This window comes from Trabulsiella odontotermitis, assembly GCF_030053895.1.
Classification (GTDB): Bacteria; Pseudomonadota; Gammaproteobacteria; order Enterobacterales; family Enterobacteriaceae; genus Trabulsiella; species Trabulsiella odontotermitis_C.
On the sequence record NZ_CP125781.1, the window covers coordinates 1,329,782 to 1,348,149 of the forward strand.

General features: G+C 56.6%; 15 protein-coding genes. 8 read left to right on the plus strand and 7 right to left on the minus strand.

Annotation, left to right across the window (positions count from 1 at the left end; translation table 11 throughout):
* Positions 1-261 (minus strand): YfhL family 4Fe-4S dicluster ferredoxin, encoded by a 261-nt coding sequence (locus tag QMG90_RS06420; RefSeq protein WP_283283048.1) that lies wholly within the window; start codon positions 259-261, stop codon positions 1-3.
* Between the two features lie 56 nt (positions 262-317).
* The gene (locus QMG90_RS06425; RefSeq protein ID WP_283283049.1) at positions 318-1,166 is read right to left on the minus strand and encodes a MurR/RpiR family transcriptional regulator; all 849 of its coding nucleotides are present in this window, start codon (positions 1,164-1,166) and stop codon (positions 318-320) included.
* 232 nt (positions 1,167-1,398) lie between these two features.
* Between QMG90_RS06425 and yfhb the strand changes: the two genes are divergently transcribed.
* On the plus strand, positions 1,399-2,034 hold the full coding sequence (yfhb, locus tag QMG90_RS06430; RefSeq protein WP_283283050.1) for a phosphatidylglycerophosphatase C: 636 nt from the start codon (positions 1,399-1,401) through the stop codon (positions 2,032-2,034).
* Positions 2,035-2,061: 27 nt separating this feature from the next.
* Positions 2,062-2,604 (plus strand): tRNA adenosine(34) deaminase TadA, encoded by a 543-nt coding sequence (tadA, locus tag QMG90_RS06435; protein WP_283283051.1) that lies wholly within the window; start codon positions 2,062-2,064, stop codon positions 2,602-2,604.
* Here tadA and mltF read toward each other — a convergent pair.
* Entirely contained in the window at positions 2,601-4,151 is a 1,551-nt protein-coding gene (gene mltF, locus QMG90_RS06440; protein ID WP_283283052.1) for a membrane-bound lytic murein transglycosylase MltF, read from the minus strand. The two genes, tadA and mltF, sit on opposite strands and share 4 nt — an antisense overlap.
* Before the next feature lie 255 nt (positions 4,152-4,406).
* Here mltF and purL point away from each other — a divergent pair, with 255 nt between their 5' ends.
* The 5 genes from purL (at position 4,407) to glnB (ending at position 12,802) form a co-directional block, all read left to right on the plus strand.
* On the plus strand, positions 4,407-8,294 hold the full coding sequence (gene purL / locus QMG90_RS06445; RefSeq protein WP_283283053.1) for a phosphoribosylformylglycinamidine synthase: 3,888 nt from the start codon (positions 4,407-4,409) through the stop codon (positions 8,292-8,294).
* Positions 8,295-8,864: 570 nt separating this feature from the next.
* Complete coding sequence (qseE, locus tag QMG90_RS06450) at positions 8,865-10,301, plus strand: two component system sensor histidine kinase QseE/GlrK (RefSeq protein WP_283283054.1); 1,437 nt, start codon at positions 8,865-8,867, stop codon at positions 10,299-10,301.
* Between the two features lie 17 nt (positions 10,302-10,318).
* Complete coding sequence (gene qseG, locus QMG90_RS06455; protein WP_283283055.1) at positions 10,319-11,050, plus strand: two-component system QseEF-associated lipoprotein QseG; 732 nt, start codon at positions 10,319-10,321, stop codon at positions 11,048-11,050.
* The gene (glrR, locus tag QMG90_RS06460) at positions 11,047-12,384 is read left to right on the plus strand and encodes a two-component system response regulator GlrR (protein WP_283283056.1); all 1,338 of its coding nucleotides are present in this window, start codon (positions 11,047-11,049) and stop codon (positions 12,382-12,384) included. Before qseG ends, glrR begins: the two co-directional genes overlap by 4 nt.
* Before the next feature lie 79 nt (positions 12,385-12,463).
* Positions 12,464-12,802 (plus strand): nitrogen regulatory protein P-II, encoded by a 339-nt coding sequence (gene glnB / locus QMG90_RS06465; protein ID WP_002438074.1) that lies wholly within the window; start codon positions 12,464-12,466, stop codon positions 12,800-12,802.
* A 48-nt stretch (positions 12,803-12,850) separates the two neighbouring features.
* On the opposite strand, the gene hmpA is transcribed toward glnB, so the two are convergent.
* Positions 12,851-14,029: an NO-inducible flavohemoprotein gene (gene hmpA, locus QMG90_RS06470; RefSeq protein ID WP_283283057.1), complete on the minus strand. Its 1,179-nt coding sequence runs from the start codon at positions 14,027-14,029 to the stop codon at positions 12,851-12,853.
* A 305-nt stretch (positions 14,030-14,334) separates the two neighbouring features.
* Between hmpA and glyA the strand changes: the two genes are divergently transcribed.
* A complete protein-coding gene (glyA, locus tag QMG90_RS06475; protein WP_283283058.1) occupies positions 14,335-15,588 on the plus strand; it encodes a serine hydroxymethyltransferase in 1,254 nt (417 codons plus the stop codon).
* Between the two features lie 44 nt (positions 15,589-15,632).
* Here glyA and QMG90_RS06480 read toward each other — a convergent pair whose 3' ends face one another.
* From QMG90_RS06480 to QMG90_RS06490, 3 genes are all read right to left on the minus strand, one after another.
* Positions 15,633-16,055 carry a DoxX family protein gene (locus QMG90_RS06480; RefSeq protein WP_283283059.1) on the minus strand — a complete coding sequence of 141 codons (423 nt, stop codon included), beginning with the start codon at positions 16,053-16,055 and terminating at the stop codon, positions 15,633-15,635.
* Between the two features lie 77 nt (positions 16,056-16,132).
* The gene (locus tag QMG90_RS06485; protein WP_283283060.1) at positions 16,133-16,732 is read right to left on the minus strand and encodes a KpsF/GutQ family sugar-phosphate isomerase; all 600 of its coding nucleotides are present in this window, start codon (positions 16,730-16,732) and stop codon (positions 16,133-16,135) included.
* Positions 16,729-18,366: an FGGY-family carbohydrate kinase gene (locus tag QMG90_RS06490; protein ID WP_283283061.1), complete on the minus strand. Its 1,638-nt coding sequence runs from the start codon at positions 18,364-18,366 to the stop codon at positions 16,729-16,731. Before QMG90_RS06490 ends, QMG90_RS06485 begins: the two co-directional genes overlap by 4 nt.
* Positions 18,367-18,368: the final 2 nt, after the last annotated feature.

Genomic DNA, 18,368 nt, shown 5'->3' on the forward strand with positions numbered 1-18,368 from the left:
TCAGATTTTATCGGCGTGATGCATCTGGACGAATTTGTCCCACAATTGCTCTTCCGTTTCGATGTGTGCCGGATCTTTCAGAATGGTATTGGGAATCGGGCACACTTTCTGGCAGGTTGGCATGTCGTAGTGACCGATGCATTCGGTGCAGCGATCGCTGTTAATCTCATAAATGCTGTCACCCATCGAAATGGCCTCATTCGGACATTCCGGTTCGCACATATCGCAATTGATACATTTTTTGGTGATTAACAGCGCCATCAGGAAATTCCCGGAAACAACACAAACAGGGCGGGCATTATACCCTCATTCCCTGTTCAGACCAGTTTTTTCACTAATGCTTCGCTGTGGCGAATACGCTCCGGCGCATGCTCCAGATCCTGCTGAACCAGCGCCATAAACAGCAAATCGGCTAGCATCATTTGCGCGCTGGTGGATGAAATCGCCGCGCTGCGCGTCGCCTGTTCCTCGGCGATGGTATAAAGGCAGAGGCTGGCTTTCTGTTGCAGTGTGTTTGGCGAAAAACCGGTGATGGCGAGGACTTTTGCGCCGACGCGCAGCGCCTCTTCGGTCGCCAGATTGATTTCCCGGCGCTCGCCGGAATAAGAGATAGCGAGCAGCAGATCCTGCGGCTCCAGGGCCTGCACGGTAGCCAGCAGCGCATGCATATCCTGTTCGGCCACGGCATTGAGGCCAATTTTCATCAGCTTCCAGCTAAAGTTCCGCGCCACCAGGCCGGAGGCGCCGATCCCGGTCAGGATGATACGCCGCGCATCGCGCAGCAGCGCCACGCTCTCCAGCAGCTTATCTTCCGCATTCACATCCAGCGAGGCGTGCATCGCGGCAATGTTATCTTTGATCAGTTTCTCGCCCACCAGACGCAGCGGATCGTCGCCGCGGATCAGATTATGAACCGGCACGGATTGCGGATGCGGATGACTCGCCAGCGCTTCACTGAGCGCCAGCTTGAGCGCCGGAAACCCTTTAAACCCTAATTTTTGTGCAAACTTCACCACGCTGGACTGACTGACACCGGCTTCCTTCGCCAGTTGTTGCGAGCTGAGGTGGCGAGCCTCGTCGGGCTCGGCAAGAATAAAATCAGCCAGTTTTTTATCGCTTTGCGCCAGCCCCGGGTAACGCTGGCGGATGCGGATTAAACAATTCATTAAGCCTGCCTGTGAGAATTTTTTATTCAATTATAGGGCATCAGGACGAATAACTGTGACCTGAAAAACGCTTGATTTGTTGCGTTTTTAGGCTATTTATTATTTTAATCAACAGGATACGCTGTCTTTCCAGAGAGATAAAGCCTCATTGCGCCACGTTTTCGGAAATGTGAGGTTATCTCTGTTAGGCTATGGAACAGGATTGCCGGTTAATGATTTTCAGGAGTGAAGTGTGGTCAGTAACGAGCGCCGAGTCGTTTTTTTTGATCTGGACGGAACGCTGCATCAGCAGGATCTGTTCGGCAGTTTTGTCCGTTATCTGCTGCGTCACCAGCCGCTGAATCTGCTGCTGGTGATCCCTGTGCTGCCAGTGGTGGCTGTCGCGCTGGGGATCAAAGGCCGTGCCGCGCGCTGGCCGATGAGCCTGCTGCTGTGGGCCTGCACGTTTGGTCACAGCGAAAAAAGCCTGCGGGCGAAAGAAACCAAATTTGTCGCCTGGTTTCGTGAAAATGTGACCACGTTTCCGGTGGTGCACGAACGGCTGACGCAATATCTTACCAGCTCAGATGCTGACGTGTGGCTGATCACTGGCTCGCCGCGGTCGCTGGTGGAAAAAGTCTATTTCGACACGCTCTGGTTGCCGCGGGTGAATGTGATCGCCAGTCAGATTGAACGCCGTCACGGTGGCTGGGTATTAACCTTACGCTGCCTGGGCTATGAAAAAGTGGTGCAACTGGAGCGTAAAATTGGTTCACCGCTGCGCCTGTACAGCGGCTACAGCGACAGCCATCAGGACAACCCGTTGCTCAGCTATTGTGAGCACCGCTGGCGCGTCACGCCGCGTGGTGAGCTGCAACAGCTGGAATAGTGGGTAAATCAATAACGGCTGTGTATAATGCGCCCCGCTGTCATTTCTGGAGTGCCCGACGTGTCCGACAACGAACACAACCATGAATACTGGATGCGCCATGCGTTGACGCTGGCTAAACGCGCCTGGGATGAAGGTGAAGTGCCGGTCGGCGCGGTGCTGGTGCACAACAATCAGGTGATTGGCGAGGGCTGGAACCGCCCGATTGGCCGCCACGATCCGACCGCGCATGCTGAAATCATGGCGCTGCGACAGGGCGGGGCGGTGCTGCAAAACTACCGTCTGATCGACACCACACTGTATGTCACCCTGGAGCCGTGCGTGATGTGCGCAGGGGCGATGGTGCACAGCCGCATCGGGCGGCTGGTGTTCGGCGCGCGGGACGCTAAAACCGGTGCCGCCGGGTCGCTCATTGACGTGTTACATCATCCGGGAATGAATCATCGGGTCGATATCATCGAAGGGGTGTTGAGCGACGAATGCGCCGCCCTGTTGAGTGATTTTTTCCGCCACCGCCGGGCGGAGAAAAAAGCGCTGAAGAAAGCCGCCAGCGCGCAAAATGCCTCTTAATGACGAGGCACGTCGACCAGTAAACGGGGCGTTTTTGCCTGCAGCGGCCCGTTGTGCTCACCCGGGAAGATCGATAAAAACGGCAGCACACCTGTCCGCTTATGATTAAGCTCTTCTGGCGACACCGCCGGGTAATCCTGCGCAATCTGTACCGCCTGCGCCGCTTTCTTCTCTTTCTCCAGCAGATACCCCACCAGGCTTATCTGATACTTGCGGATATTCTCTACGTACGCGTACGCTTCATGTCCGCGCGCATAGCCGTAGGTCAGTTTGCTGTAGTACGGCTTCTGGCTGAGCAGCGGTAGCCGCTGCTTCACATCCGCCCAACTGTCAGGATTGCCTTTCTGCTTCGCTGTCAGCGCCCGGGCGTCCAGCATATGCGCGTAGCCCATGTTGTAGGCCGCCAGCGCAAACCAGATCCGCTCTTCCTGCGGCACCGTTTCCGGCACCTTGCTCATCATGTCCTGAAGATAGCGCATCCCGCCGCTGATGCTCTGCTCGGCGTCGGTTCTGTCCGTCAGACCGAGACTCTGGGCGGTGTTTTTGGTCAGCATCATCAGACCGCGAACCCCGGTCGGCGAGGTGGCCAGTGGATCCCAGTGCGATTCCTGATAAGAGATAGCGGCCAGCAGACGCCAGTCGATCTCCTGGGCATACTTTTCAAACATCGGTTGCAGGTCAGGCAAGGTGCTGTCGACCGCGCGCAGGAAAGAGCGGGTATCAACGTAATCAAAGTCTTCGCCGTGACCCAGATACTTCTCTTCCAGACGGGCCAGCGTGCCGTCTTCATTAATATTATTGAAGAAGTCGAGCATCGCCGCCGACAGAGTGTTGTCCTCGTCTTTCAGGCTGAACCAGGTCACTGGCTGTTCATCGGTGACGTCGAGCGCCACGGCAAGTTCCGGGTGCACGCGCTGGAACAGACTGATCGCCACCGAATCAGCGATGGTGTAATTGATTTTGCCTTCAATCACGTCTTCCATCAGCGCCACGGTGCCGCGTTTGTCATCCACCGTCCAGGAGAGGTTGGGGTACTTTTTTTCCTTCAGTGCTTGCAGGTCGTTGATGGCGACATGTCCCGGCGCAATGGTCAGTTGCTGCGCGTTGAGGTTTTCCAGCGAGCGCGGGCGGGGATTTCCCACTTTGTAGACCAGCTGTTGTGACACGGAATAATAGATTGGCCCCGGCTGGTAGTTTTTAACACGCTCGGTGTTGTACACCAGCCCGGCGGCCAGCATATCGGCGTCGTCGTTATCGAGATCATCAAACAGCTCGCTGATGTTCTGGCGAACGGTAATAGTCAGTTTCACGCCCAGATAATTGGCGAACTGTTGTGCCAGCTCATAATCCAGGCCGACATTTTTATTATTGATGTTGCTCCAGGTCAGCGGCGAGGCGATAGTGCTGACGCGCAGCTCACCCCGCGACTGAATCGCCGCGATGCGGTTATCGGCTTTGCCGAACCAGAGAATAGATGGCCAAAGGGCCGCTGCCAGCAGCAGAGCAACAACACCGATAAGCAGATAATTAATCTTTAATTTTTTCAATTAGTTAATTCTCTGCGCTGAGTGAATATCAGTCAGCCGTTACCATAATGATGTCAGGGAGATTGAGATATGTGAGCGGCATTTTGCTTAACAATGCGCCAGTTGGCAACTAATTAGAGAGATAAGTCACACCAATTGACAAAACAAAGCGGCGATTTTATTTCGACGCAAACGGTTACGTCGCCGCCCAGGATCCTCTATAATGACGCCCGTTTTCCCCCTTGCGTACACTGAAACCCAGAAGACGAGAGACATATGATGGAAATTCTGCGAGGTTCGCCTGCACTGTCGGCATTTCGGATCAACAAATTACTGACGCGCTTCCAGGCAGCCAACCTTCCGGTCAGCGATATCTATGCTGAATATGTTCATTTTGCCGAACTGAGCGCCGTGCTCGCCGGTGAAGAACATGCCCGGCTTGAACGTCTGCTCAAGTATGGCCCAAGCCTGAGCAGCCATGCCCCCACCGGAAAACTGCTGCTCGTCACACCTCGCCCTGGCACCATCTCCCCCTGGTCTTCCAAAGCAACCGACATCGCCCGTAACTGCGGATTATCGCAGGTGGTTCGTCTGGAGCGCGGCGTCGCCTGGTATGTCGACGCGAGCACGCTGACCCCGGAACAGTGGGACGCTGTAGCAGCAGAACTGCACGATCGTATGATGGAGAGCGTGTTTACCTCTCTGGATGAAGCGGAAAAACTGTTTGCCCATCATCAACCGGCACCGGTCACGGCGGTTGATCTGCTGGGGCAGGGGCGGCAGGCGCTGATTGACGCTAACCAGCGTCTCGGCCTGGCACTGGCGGATGACGAAATTGAATATCTGCAGGCCGCGTTTGAAAAACTCGGTCGCAACCCGAACGACATCGAACTCTATATGTTCGCGCAGGCCAACTCTGAGCACTGCCGTCATAAAATCTTTAACGCCGACTGGGTGATCGACGGCGAACAGCAGCTTAAGTCGCTGTTCAAAATGATTAAAAACACCTTCGAGAAAACGCCGGATCACGTACTGTCTGCCTATAAAGACAACGCGGCGGTGATGGAAGGCTCTGAGGTCGGGCGTTTCTTTGCCGACCACAACGCCGGGCGCTACGACTTCCACCAGGAAGCAGCGCATATCCTGATGAAGGTTGAAACGCACAACCACCCGACGGCGATTTCGCCATGGCCGGGCGCGGCAACCGGCTCCGGCGGTGAAATTCGTGATGAAGGCGCAACCGGTCGCGGCGCAAAACCGAAAGCCGGGCTGGTGGGTTTCTCGGTCTCTAACCTGCGTATTCCGGGCTTTGAACAGCCGTGGGAAGAAGATTTCGGTAAGCCGGATCGCATCGTCACCGCGCTGGATATCATGACAGAAGGCCCGCTCGGCGGCGCGGCGTTCAACAACGAATTTGGTCGCCCGGCGCTGAACGGCTATTTCCGTACCTATGAAGAAAAGGTGAACAGCCACAACGGCGAAGAGCTGCGTGGTTATCACAAGCCGATCATGCTGGCGGGCGGTATTGGCAACATTCGCGCCGACCATGTGCAGAAAGGCGAGATCCCGCCGGGTGCGAAACTGATCGTACTGGGTGGCCCGGCGATGAACATCGGTCTCGGCGGCGGCGCGGCGTCGTCCATGGCTTCCGGCCAGTCCGATGCCGATCTCGATTTTGCCTCCGTTCAGCGTGACAACGCGGAAATGGAGCGCCGCTGCCAGGAGGTGATCGACCGCTGCTGGCAGATGGGCAATGACAACCCGATTCTGTTTATCCACGACGTCGGCGCGGGCGGTTTGTCTAACGCCATGCCTGAACTGGTCAGCGACGGCGGTCGCGGCGGGCGCTTTGAACTGCGCGACATCCTGAGCGACGAACCGGGCATGAGCCCGCTGGAAATCTGGTGTAACGAATCCCAGGAGCGCTACGTGCTGGCGGTTTCCGCTGATCAGCTGTCGCTGTTTGACGCCCTGTGCCGCCGCGAGCGTGCGCCGTATGCGGTGATTGGTGAAGCCACACAAGAGCAGCATCTGACGCTGAACGACCGCCATTTCGACAACCAGCCGATTGATATGCCGCTGGATGTGCTGCTCGGCAAAACGCCGAAAATGACCCGCACCGTGACGACACTCACCGCCAAAGGCGATGCGCTGAACCGTCAGGGGATTACCGTTGCCGATGCAGTGAACCGCGTTCTGCACCTTCCGGCAGTGGCTGAAAAAACCTTCCTCGTCACCATCGGCGACCGTACCGTCACCGGTATGGTGTCGCGCGATCAGATGGTTGGCCCGTGGCAGGTGCCGGTGGCGAACTGCGCGGTGACCACCGCCAGCCTCGACAGCTACTACGGTGAAGCGATGGCATTGGGCGAACGTGCGCCGGTTGCGCTGCTCGATTTTGCCGCCTCGGCACGTCTGGCCGTCGGCGAAGCGTTGACCAACATCGCGGCGACGCAGATTGGCGACATCAAACGCATCAAACTCTCCGCTAACTGGATGGCGGCGGCAGGGCACCCGGGTGAAGACGCGGGTCTGTATGAAGCCGTTAAAGCGGTGGGCGAAGAATTGTGTCCGGCGCTGGGGCTGACCATCCCGGTGGGTAAAGACTCGATGTCGATGAAAACCCGCTGGCAGGAAGGCAGCGAGCAGCGCGAAATGACCTCGCCGCTGTCGCTGGTGATCACCGCGTTTGCCCGTGTGGAAGACGTACGTCGCACAGTGACGCCGCAGCTCTCTACCGAGGATAACGCGCTGCTGCTTATCGATCTCGGTCAGGGGCGTAACGCGCTCGGCGCGACGGCGCTGGCGCAGGTTTATCGTCAGCTTGGTGACACACCGGCTGACGTGCGTGACGTGGCACAACTGAAAGGCTTCTACGACGCCATGCAGGCGCTGGTGGCGCAGCGTCAACTGCTGGCCTATCACGACCGTTCTGACGGCGGTCTGTTGGTGACGCTGGCGGAAATGGCCTTCACCGGTCACTGTGGCGTGCAGGTGGATATCGCCGCGCTGGGCGACGATCATCTGGCGGCACTGTTTAATGAAGAGCTGGGCGCAGTGATCCAGGTTCGCGCGGCGGATCGGGAAGCCGTTGAAGCGCTGCTGACGACACATGGCCTCGGTGACTGCATTCACTACCTTGGCCAGGCGGTGACGGGTGATCAATTCATTATTGAGTCGGACGGGCAAAGCGTTTACCGCGAAAGCCGCGCGCAGCTTCGTCTATGGTGGGCAGAAACCACCTGGCAGATGCAGCGCCTGCGCGATAACCCGGAATGCGCCGATCAGGAGCACAACGCGAAAGCCAACGATAACGATCCGGGTCTGAACGTGACGCTCAGCTTCGACATCGATGACGATGTCGCGGCACCTTACATTGCCACTGGCGCGCGTCCGAAAGTGGCGGTTCTGCGTGAGCAGGGCGTTAACTCCCACGTGGAAATGGCGGCGGCATTTCACCGCGCTGGTTTCGACGCCATCGACGTACACATGAGCGATCTGCTGGCGGGGCGCATCGGGCTGGGGAATTTCCAGACGCTGGTGGCCTGCGGCGGTTTCTCTTACGGCGACGTACTGGGCGCGGGTGAAGGCTGGGCGAAATCCATCCTCTTTAACAGCCGCGTTCGCGATGAGTTCGAAACCTTCTTCCACCGTCCGCAGACGCTGGCGCTGGGTGTCTGTAACGGCTGCCAGATGATGTCTAATCTGCGCGAGTTAATTCCAGGCAGTTCGCTGTGGCCGCGTTTCGTGCGTAACCATTCTGACCGCTTTGAAGCGCGTTTCAGCCTGGTAGAAGTGACGCAAAGCCCGTCGCTGCTGTTGCAGGGCATGGTAGGTTCGCAGATGCCGATTGCTGTTTCGCATGGCGAAGGGCGTGTGGAAGTGCGTGATGACACGCATCTGGCGTCGCTGGAAAGCAAAGGGCTGGTAGCGCTGCGTTACGTGGATAACTTCGGTAACGTCACCGAAACCTATCCGGCGAACCCGAACGGCTCGCCAAATGGGATCACCGCAGTCACCAGCGAAACCGGTCGCGTCACCATCATGATGCCGCACCCGGAACGCGTTGCCCGTACAGTATCGAACTCCTGGCACCCGGAAAACTGGGGCGAGGACAGCCCGTGGATGCGTATCTTCCGCAACGCGCGTAAACAGCTGGGTTAAACGCGGATATAGCGATAGCGCCGGGCGGCACTGCGTTTGCCCGGCCTGTGGTTTTTTGTAGGCCCGGTAAGCGAAGCGCCACCGGGCTTTTTTATCTGTCGCGATAATGCGACAGCAGATGGTTTTGAGTGTCGCCAAAAAGAGACATTTAACTTATTGATTTATAACGATGTTAATAAACCGCGATGATGCTGTTGCTAATCAGAGACACTGTGGTTAAAAGATGTACCAAGCCAACACCCTACTGATTATCAATAAAATACATAGATATCATTATGTTAATAAATAGTTTTGAAAGATGGCATGCTTAGTGCATAATACTTAGCAGTGGCTCATTCACTCTCTTATGTCAGCCCCTTCGGGACGTGCTACATAAACCTCGAATGACGCACAAACAGGTGCCTGCCGTCCAACTTCTGATATCAGCGTAGCTATATCAACCTCCGGGCGAAACGTCGAGTTAGGCACCGCCTTATTTCATGATAAAGCCGGGTTTTTACCCGGCTTTGTTGTATCTGTACCTCGTCCTCAGTTAACCTTCCTGAATGCTTAAATGTTGAGACGAAATCATTGAAACGCTGGTCTCTTTTCCCTCGCTCGTTGCGTCAGCTGGTCATGCTCTCCTTTTTGCTGATCCTGCTGCCGCTGCTGGTGCTGGCCTGGCAGGCCTGGCAGAGCCTGAATACGCTGAGCGCACAGGCGGCGCAAACGAACCGTACCACGCTAATTGATGCCCGCCGCAGCGAAGCGATGACCAACGTGGCGCTGGAGATGGAGCGTAGCTATCGCCAGTACTGTGTGCTGGATGACGCGACGCTGGCGAAAGTCTATCAGAGCCAGCGGCGGCGCTACGCCGAGATGCTGGACGCGCACGCAGGTATTCTGCCGGACGACAAACTATATCAGTCGCTGCGCGAAGATCTGGACGCGCTGGAAACTATCCAGTGCAAAAACAGCGGGCCGGACGCGTCATCAGCAGCACGGCTGGAAGCGTTCGCCAGCGCCAATACTGAAATGGTGCAGGCCACCCGCACGGTGGTTTTCTCGCGCGGGCAGCAACTTCAGCATGCCATCGCCGAGCGCGGACAGTTCTTTGGCTGGCAGGCGCTGGTGCTGTTCCTGGTGAGTCTGGTGATGGTGCTGCTGTTCACCCGCATGATCATCGGCCCGGTGAAGGGCATTGAGCGTATGATCAACCGGCTGGGGGAAGGGCGGTCGTTGGGGAATACCGTGGTATTCACAGGGCCGCGTGAACTGCGTTCGGTCGGGCAGCGCATCATCTGGCTGAGCGAGCGCCTTGCCTGGCTGGAATCGCAGCGTCACCAGTTTTTGCGCCATCTTTCCCATGAACTGAAAACGCCGCTCGCCAGCATGCGTGAAGGCACTGAATTGCTGGCGGATGAGGTGGTCGGTACGCTGACGCCGGAACAAAAAGAGGTGGTCGACATTCTTGACGACAGCAGCCGCAATCTGCAAAAGCTGATTGAACAGTTGCTGGACTACAACCGCAAACTGGCCGACAGCGCGACGGAAATGGAAAATGTTGATATCGCCTCGCTGGTGGAAATGGTCGTCTCCGCCCACAGTTTACCGGCACGGGCTAAAATGATGCATACCGAGGTGATGCTCGACGCGCGCGAGTGTCATGCTGAGCCGATGCTGTTAATGAGCGTACTGGATAATCTCTACTCTAATGCGGTGCACTACGGTGCTGAATCCGGTAACATTTATATTCGCAGCCGTACCCTGGGTGAGAAGGTACGCATTGACGTTGTGAACACGGGAACGCCAATACCTGAGGCCGAGCGCGGAATGATTTTTGAACCGTTCTACCAGGGGAGCCATCAGCGTAAAGGTGCGGTAAAAGGGAGTGGGCTGGGATTAAGCATTGCCAGAGATTGCGTACGCCGTATGCATGGCGAACTCAATCTTGTGGATGACAGCACGGGCGACGTCTGTTTTCGCATCGAGCTCCCTGCCTTCGGGCCAGAACACACACACAAATAAATTTCAGTCTGGTGAATATGTCCCATTTCTTAGCCTCAATTTTTAACGCGGTGCGCTGGCGTCGCGTCATCTTCCCGGCGATGTCCAGCCTGATGCTGGCCGGATGTACATCGGGCCTGATCCACCATGCCGTTGGCGATAAAATAGACGAAAACCTGCCACAGCAACAGGTTGCGGATTTCCTGTCGACCGATTGTGCCGATATCTGGTCGCTGACTGGTGAAATCACTGACAAAAACCCGCTCTACTGGCTGCGCGGCATCGACTGCGCGGAACGCTTAACGCCGGAACAGGCGCGTACCGAAGCCCGTATGCTAGATGGTGAACGCTGGCAGGAGGCGTTCAAGCGCGGCATTTTGCTGGGTAATGCCAAAATTAACCCGGTCGAACGCCGCGAACTGCTGGCGCACATGGATGCCCAGAGCCGTCAAATCCCGACGCAGGTACGTCCGCTGTTCGAGCTATGGCGTGACGGGCAGGCGCAGCAATTGCAGCTCTCAGACGAGCGTTCACGCTATGCGAAACTGCAACAGACCAGCGACAGCGAGCTGGACATCCTGCGCCAGCAACAGCAACACCTGCGCTCGCAACTGGATCTCACCACCCGAAAACTGGAGAACCTGACGGATATTGAACGTCAGCTTTCTACCCGCAAACCCGCCGGGAATTTCAATCCGGATGCCAGTCATGCCGGGGATAAACCCCCGGCCACGAAGGATGACGCTCCGTCTGATGAGGATAAGCCATGATCACCCGCAAGCCCGCCCGTCTTTTACTGGTTGATGACGACCCCGGTCTGCTCAAGCTGCTTGGCATGCGGCTCAGCAGCGAAGGGTACAGCGTTGTCACTGCCGAGAGCGGTCAGGAAGGGTTGCGCGTGCTGGCGCGGGAAAAGATAGATCTGGTCATCAGCGATCTGCGAATGGACGAGATGGATGGTCTGCAACTGTTTGCCGAGATCCAGAAAGTGCAGCCGGGAATGCCGGTGATCATCCTCACCGCGCACGGCTCGATCCCGGAAGCGGTCAGCGCCACGCAAAAAGGGGTGTTCAGCTTTCTCACCAAACCTGTCGACCGTGATGCGCTGTACAAAGCCATCGATGAGGCGCTGGAGCACTCGGCGCCCGCGGGTGACGACCAGTGGCGGGAATCCATCGTCACCCGTAGCCCGCTGATGCTGCGTCTGCTGGAGCAGGCCAGAATGGTGGCGCAATCGGATGTCAGCGTGTTGATCGTCGGGCAGAGCGGCACCGGGAAAGAGATTTTTGCCCAGGCGATCCACAACGCCAGCTCGCGCAGCAGTAAACCATTTATCGCCATTAACTGCGGCGCCTTGCCGGAACAATTGCTGGAATCGGAGCTGTTTGGTCATGCGCGCGGTGCCTTTACCGGCGCGGTCAGCAACCGTGAAGGGCTGTTCCAGGCGGCGGAAGGCGGCACGCTGTTTCTGGACGAGATCGGCGACATGCCGATCTCATTGCAGGTCAAACTGCTGCGCGTCCTTCAGGAGCGTAAGGTGCGCCCGCTGGGCAGCAACCGGGATATCGACATCGACGTGCGCATCATCTCCGCCACACACCGCGACCTGCCCAAAGCGATGGCGCGCGGCGAGTTTCGCGAAGATCTGTTTTATCGACTGAACGTGGTGAACCTGAAGATCCCGGCGCTGGCCGAGCGTACGGAAGACATTCCGCTGCTGGCGAATCATCTGCTGCGCCAGTCGGCGGATCGTCACAAGCCGTTTGTGCGCGCGTTTTCTACCGATGCCATGAAACGCCTGATGGCCGCGAGCTGGCCCGGCAACGTGCGCCAGCTGGTGAATGTCATTGAGCAGTGCGTGGCGCTCACCTCATCGCCGGTCATCAGTGACGCGCTGGTGGAGCAGGCGCTGGAAGGCGAAAACACCGCGCTGCCGACCTTTGTCGAGGCACGGAATCAGTTTGAGCTAAACTACCTGCGCAAGCTGTTGCAGATCACCCGCGGCAATGTAACGCACGCGGCGCGTATGGCAGGTCGCAACCGCACAGAGTTCTACAAGCTTCTGTCCCGCCACGAGCTGGACGCGAATGATTTTAAAGAGTAGTACCTCATTTTTTCCGACGAATTTTTCCGACGATATGATACGGTAAGCAACCGGTTACGCGTATAAAGACAGGAACACCATGAAAAAGATTGATGCGATTATTAAACCCTTCAAACTCGACGATGTGCGTGAAGCGCTGGCAGAAGTTGGTATCACCGGGATGACGGTAACGGAAGTCAAAGGTTTTGGCCGTCAGAAGGGGCATACCGAGCTGTACCGTGGCGCGGAATACATGGTGGACTTCCTGCCGAAAGTGAAAATTGAAATCGTCGTGACCGACGACATCGTCGATACCTGCGTGGACACAATCATTCGTACCGCGCAGACCGGCAAAATTGGCGATGGTAAGATTTTCGTCTTTGATGTGGCGCGGGTGGTTCGCATCCGTACGGGCGAAGAAGACGACGCGGCAATCTGATAAAAAAACGTCCTCTCACCGCGACGGGCGAGAGGACGTCATTCCTTTTTACAGCACTTTATGTGGGCCAAAGCATTCGTAATGAATGTGCTCCTGATTCACTCCCAGCGTCACCAGCTGCTTCGCGGCAAACTGCATGAAACCGACCGGACCGCACAGATAAAACTCGGTTTGCGGATCGGTGAACTGACCTTCCAGCGCTGTTAAATCCATCATCCCTTCGCTGTCAAAACGGTCGCCTTCCTGCGGAATACGATACCAGGTGTGGGCGTTGAAGTTGAGCAGTTTGCTGCCGAGCACCGCCACTTCATCGGCAAAGGCATGGACATTGCCGTTTTCGGCGGCATGGAACCAGTTCACCTGTGCCTGATGGCCGTGGTGCGCCAGCGTATCCAGCATCGCCAGCATCGGCGTCTGACCCACGCCTGCAGAAATTAGCGTCACTGGCGTTGTCGGCTCAACGTTCATAAAGAAATCGCCTGCTGGCGCCGCCAGATGTACCACGTCGCCGACGCTGGCGCTGTTATGCAGCCAGGATGACACCTGTCCGCCATCTTCGCGTTTCACGGCGATGCGGTAACCTTTGCCGTCCGGTTTGCGGGTCAGTGAGTACTGGCGAATTTCCTGATGCGCAAACCCTTCCGGCTTCAGCCAGACGCCGAGATACTGCCCGGGTTGATAATCCGCCACCGGCTGGCCGTCTACTGGTTCGAACTCGAAACTGGTGATAAGCGCGCTGCGCGGGGTTTTGTTGACGATACGGAACGCGCGTGTGCCTTCCCAGCCGCCTTGTTTCCCTGCGTTTTGCCGGTAAATTTCCGCTTCACGGTTGATGAACACACCCGCCAGCACGCCGTAGGCTTTGCCCCACGCCTCCAGCACTTCCTGACCGGGGTTGAACATTTCGTCCAGAGTCGCCAGCAAGTGGCTGCCGACAATGTTGTACTGCTCCGGTTGGATCTGAAAACTGGTGTGTTTCTGGGCGATTTTTTCCACCGCCGGCAACAGCACCGCCAGATTGTCCAGATTGCTGGCGTAAGCGGCGATGGCATTGAACAGGGCTTCACGCTGATCGCCGTTACGCTGGTTGCTCATGTTGAAAATTTCTTTGAGCTCCGGGTTATGGGTGAACATGCGATCATAAAAATGGGCAGTGAGTTTTGGACCGGTTTCGACCAGAAGAGGGAGGGTGGATTTAACCGTAGCGATGGTTTGCGCGTCGAGCATAGCAACTTCCTTTTTTATGTTATCTTAATGATGCATTTGAAATGCATCTTATAAAAATACCCCTGCGTTGTAAATGGATCTTTGCTGCGTGAAAAATTTGCATCACAAACCTGAAAAGAAATCCTTAAGTAATGAGAAGTGCTTTATTCCTCAATTCCTTGTGGCATCACGACGTAATCGTTTGCGTAAATTACTTTGTCAAGACCTGTTATCACACAACTAATCAGTTATACTGTTGGCCGTTGTCCAAACCGGACCCCTTTTCAGGGTTGAAATTTTATTGTTAGCTGAGTCAGGAGATGCGGATGTTAAAGCGTGAAATGAACATTGCCGATTATGATGCCGAACTGTGGCAGGCTATGGAGCAGGAAAAAGTACGTCAGGAAGAGCACATCGAACTGATCGCCTCCGAAAACTACACCAGCCCGCGCGTGATGCAGGCGCAGGGGTCTCAGCTGACCAACAAATACGCGGAAGGATATCCTGGCAAGCGCTACTACGGCGGCTGCGAATATGTGGATATCGTTGAGCAACTGGCGATCGATCGTGCGAAAGCACTGTTCGGCGCTGACTACGCGAACGTGCAGCCGCACTCCGGCTCGCAGGCTAACTTCGCGGTTTACACTGCGCTGCTGCAACCGGGCGATACCGTTCTGGGTATGAACCTGGCGCAGGGCGGTCACCTGACGCACGGCTCTCCGGTTAACTTCTCTGGCAAACTGTACAACATCATTCCTTACGGTATTGATGAGACCGGTAAAATTGACTACGAAGACATGGCGAAGCAGGCGCAGACCCACAAACCGAAAATGATTATCGGTGGTTTCTCTGCTTACTCCGGTATAGTTGACTGGGCAAAAATGCGTGAAATCGCTGACAGCATCGGTGCATACCTGTTCGTCGATATGGCGCACGTCGCCGGTCTGATTGCCGCTGGCGTGTATCCGAACCCGGTTCCGCATGCGCACGTGGTGACCACCACGACCCACAAAACGCTGGCGGGTCCGCGCGGCGGCCTGATCCTGGCGAAAGGCGGTGACGAAGAGCTGTACAAGAAACTGAACTCTGCGGTGTTCCCAAGCGCACAGGGCGGCCCGTTGATGCACGTTATCGCGGCGAAAGCCGTGGCGCTGAAAGAAGCGATGGAGCCAGAGTTCAAAGTTTACCAGCAGCAGGTGGCGAAAAATGCCAAAGCGATGGTGGAAGTGTTCCTGAACCGTGGCTACAAAGTGGTGTCTGGCGGCACTGAAAACCACCTGTTCCTGCTGGATCTGGTCGATAAAAACCTGACCGGTAAAGAAGCAGACGCCGCGCTGGGTCGTGCCAATATCACCGTGAACAAAAACAGCGTACCGAACGATCCGAAGAGCCCGTTTGTGACCTCCGGTGTTCGTATCGGCTCTCCGGCTGTCACCCGCCGCGGCTTTAAAGAAGCGGAAGTGAAAGAGCTGGCTGGCTGGATGTGTGATGTGCTGGACAACATCAACGACGAAGCAAACATCGAGCGCATCAAAGGCAAAGTGCTGGATATCTGCGCCCGCTTCCCGGTTTACGCATAATCCCGCTTCCATAAAAAAGGCCGCGTTAGCGGCCTTTTCTGTTTCTAGCGTCGGTCGAGGGAAATCGCCCCCGGCCCGGTGATCGCCAGCAGGATAAACGCGCCTGCGATGCTCACGTTTTTATAGAAGTTAATCATATTCGGCACCACGGCGTCGCCGCTCATATTCCAGTAGTGGTGACCAATCAACGCCGTTCCCAGCGTATAAATAATGAAAAGCACCGCCAGCGGACGGGTGAAAAAGCCGAGCACGATAAGGATCGCCGCCGGGACTTCCATAATGATCGCGACAATCGCCGACAGCGTGGGCAACGGCGCACCGGAGCTCGCCATATACTGCACGGTACCACTGAAACCGAGCATTTTCGGATAACCGAAAATGATGAACAGCAGCACGATGGCGATGCGGGCAATCAACAGCAACAGATGACGTGACTGACCAAACTCAAAATAGCGAAGCGATTGCATGACAGTTCCCTCTTAACAGGTGTGATTTAAACGTAATACACATTTTCCTGCTCTGCCATGCCACCCGCTGGTGAAAATTACTGCTCCTGACGCAACGTCAGCCCCACATCACCTCCCGGATGGACCGCCAGCAGAGTCTCCTTCGAATAGCCGCTCTCGTTCATCAGGCAGACGCAGGCGGCGTCGAAAATCGCCAGTACCAGCACAATAGACGTCGTTGCCAGCATGTCGAGGGGATCCGCTTCGCGCCGCACGCCAGTGGAGATCACCAGCCGCGAGGCCTGCGCTATCGCCGACGCCGGGTTTTCCGTCACGCTAATCACCGGAACATTACGGCTCGCCAGCCCCGGCAGCAGGCGGGTCAGCTCGTCGGAGTTGCCGCCGCGGGAGAGCATAATCACCAGATCGTCCGCCCGCAGAAAACCGAGATCGCCATGAGCGGCATCGGTGGCGCTCAGGTAGACTGCCGGGCGCTCGACGCAGGCGAACATATGGGCAATTTTGCGCGCCGCAATGCCGGACGTGCCGACGCCGGTGACCACGATTTTGCCTTTGCAGCCGCGCAGTTCCGCCATCAGTTGCTGCCAGACCGTCTCGTTCAGATGCTGACCCAACCCGGCCAGCGCGTCACTGTAGAGTTTCCACGTATCGGTGGCCTGTTGCCATGGGCTGCTCATGCGTCCTCCTGCATCAGCTGGCGGTATTTCATGTGATCCTGATACATCTCGTGAAACACCTGATATTTACGGTCGTAATACTGTTTGATGCGGTTGGTCTGCGGCGTTACCGTTTTGCCGATGCGACTCATCGCCGACATTGCTTCCGGGAAGGTGTCGAAGACACCCGCCGCCACCGTGCCCATCATCGCGCCGCCGAGCAGCATGGCTTCGCTCTCTTCCGGCAATAACATGGCGCAGCCGGTCGCATTCGCATGCTCCTGCACAAAGATGGGGTTCTTGGTGCCGCCGCCGCTCGCCATGATGGTATCAATGGCATAACCGCTCTGATTCATGGTTTCGATGATATGCCGCGTGCCGAGGGCGATGGCCTGAATGGTCGCCAGATAATGCAGCGCCATATCCTCCGGGGTGCGCGACAGCTTAAGACCGGTCATTGCGCCTGTCAGTGTCGGGTTGGCGCGCGGTGAGCGGTTGCCGTGGAAGTAGGGCAGGATGTGAATATCGCGGGTCAGGAAGGCGATGTTCTCCGGCTCACCGGCCATCTTACGCAGCAGCGCGTTCAGTGCTTCGTAAATGGTATGTCCCTGGGTTTTAGCCTGCGCCAGCAGTGTTTCATAGCAAGGGTGTGACTGAATAATATGATCGATAAGCGCGCCGGTCGCCGACTGTCCGCCTTCGTTGAGCCAGTAATCCGGCAGCACGGCCGAATAGTAGGGACCCCAGACACCGCCAATAAACCGTGGTTGCCGGGAAATAGCCATATGCCCCGTTGAGGTGCCGCCAATCAGCGCGATGCGGCGGTCGAAATCTGCCACATCGCCCGACACGCCACTGGCCCCCAGCGTACCGAGTGTGCCGGCATGCGCATCAATAATCGACACGCTGACCGCCGTACCGGGGATGAGCCCCATCTCGCTGGCGGCACGTTGCGTCAGGCCATGTCCGAGTGGCTCGCCCATGGTCTTCACATAGCGGCCAATTTTTTCCGCATCATGCTCCAGCAAATCTTCCAGCCCAATCTCGCGGAAATAGCTGGCGTCCCATTTGTCTTCGTGGCCCATATAGGTCCACTTACAGACAGTCGAGCACAGCGACCGCGTGTCGTCGTTGGTAGCGCGCCAGGTCAGGAAATCCGGCAGGTCAAAATAGTACCCGGCATTCGCCCAGGTGTTCGGCATATGCTGTTTCAGCCACAGCAGTTTTGGCGTCTGCATTTCCGGGGAAATAATCCCGCCGACGTAATCCAGCACCCGGTGGTGCAGGGCGTTGATGCGATCAGCCTGGGAAATGGCGCGGTGATCCATCCACACAATGATATTCTGCTCGCTGCGCCCGGAAGGGCTGATGGTCAGCGGCTTGCCTTCTTTATCCAGTACCACCAGCGAACAAGTGGCATCGAAGCCTAATCCTTTGACCTGAATCGGGTTGATATCGGCCTGATTGACCGCATCGCGCACCGCGTTACAGACCGCCTGCCAGATATTGTCCGAGGATTGTTCAACGAAATCAGCCTGCGGGCGATAAATCTCAATGGCCCGGCTCGCTTGTCCTACCATTCTGCCGTTCAGGTCAAACACGCCTGCGCGGGCGCTTCCGGTACCTACATCCACACCAATGAAGTAACTCGCCATTA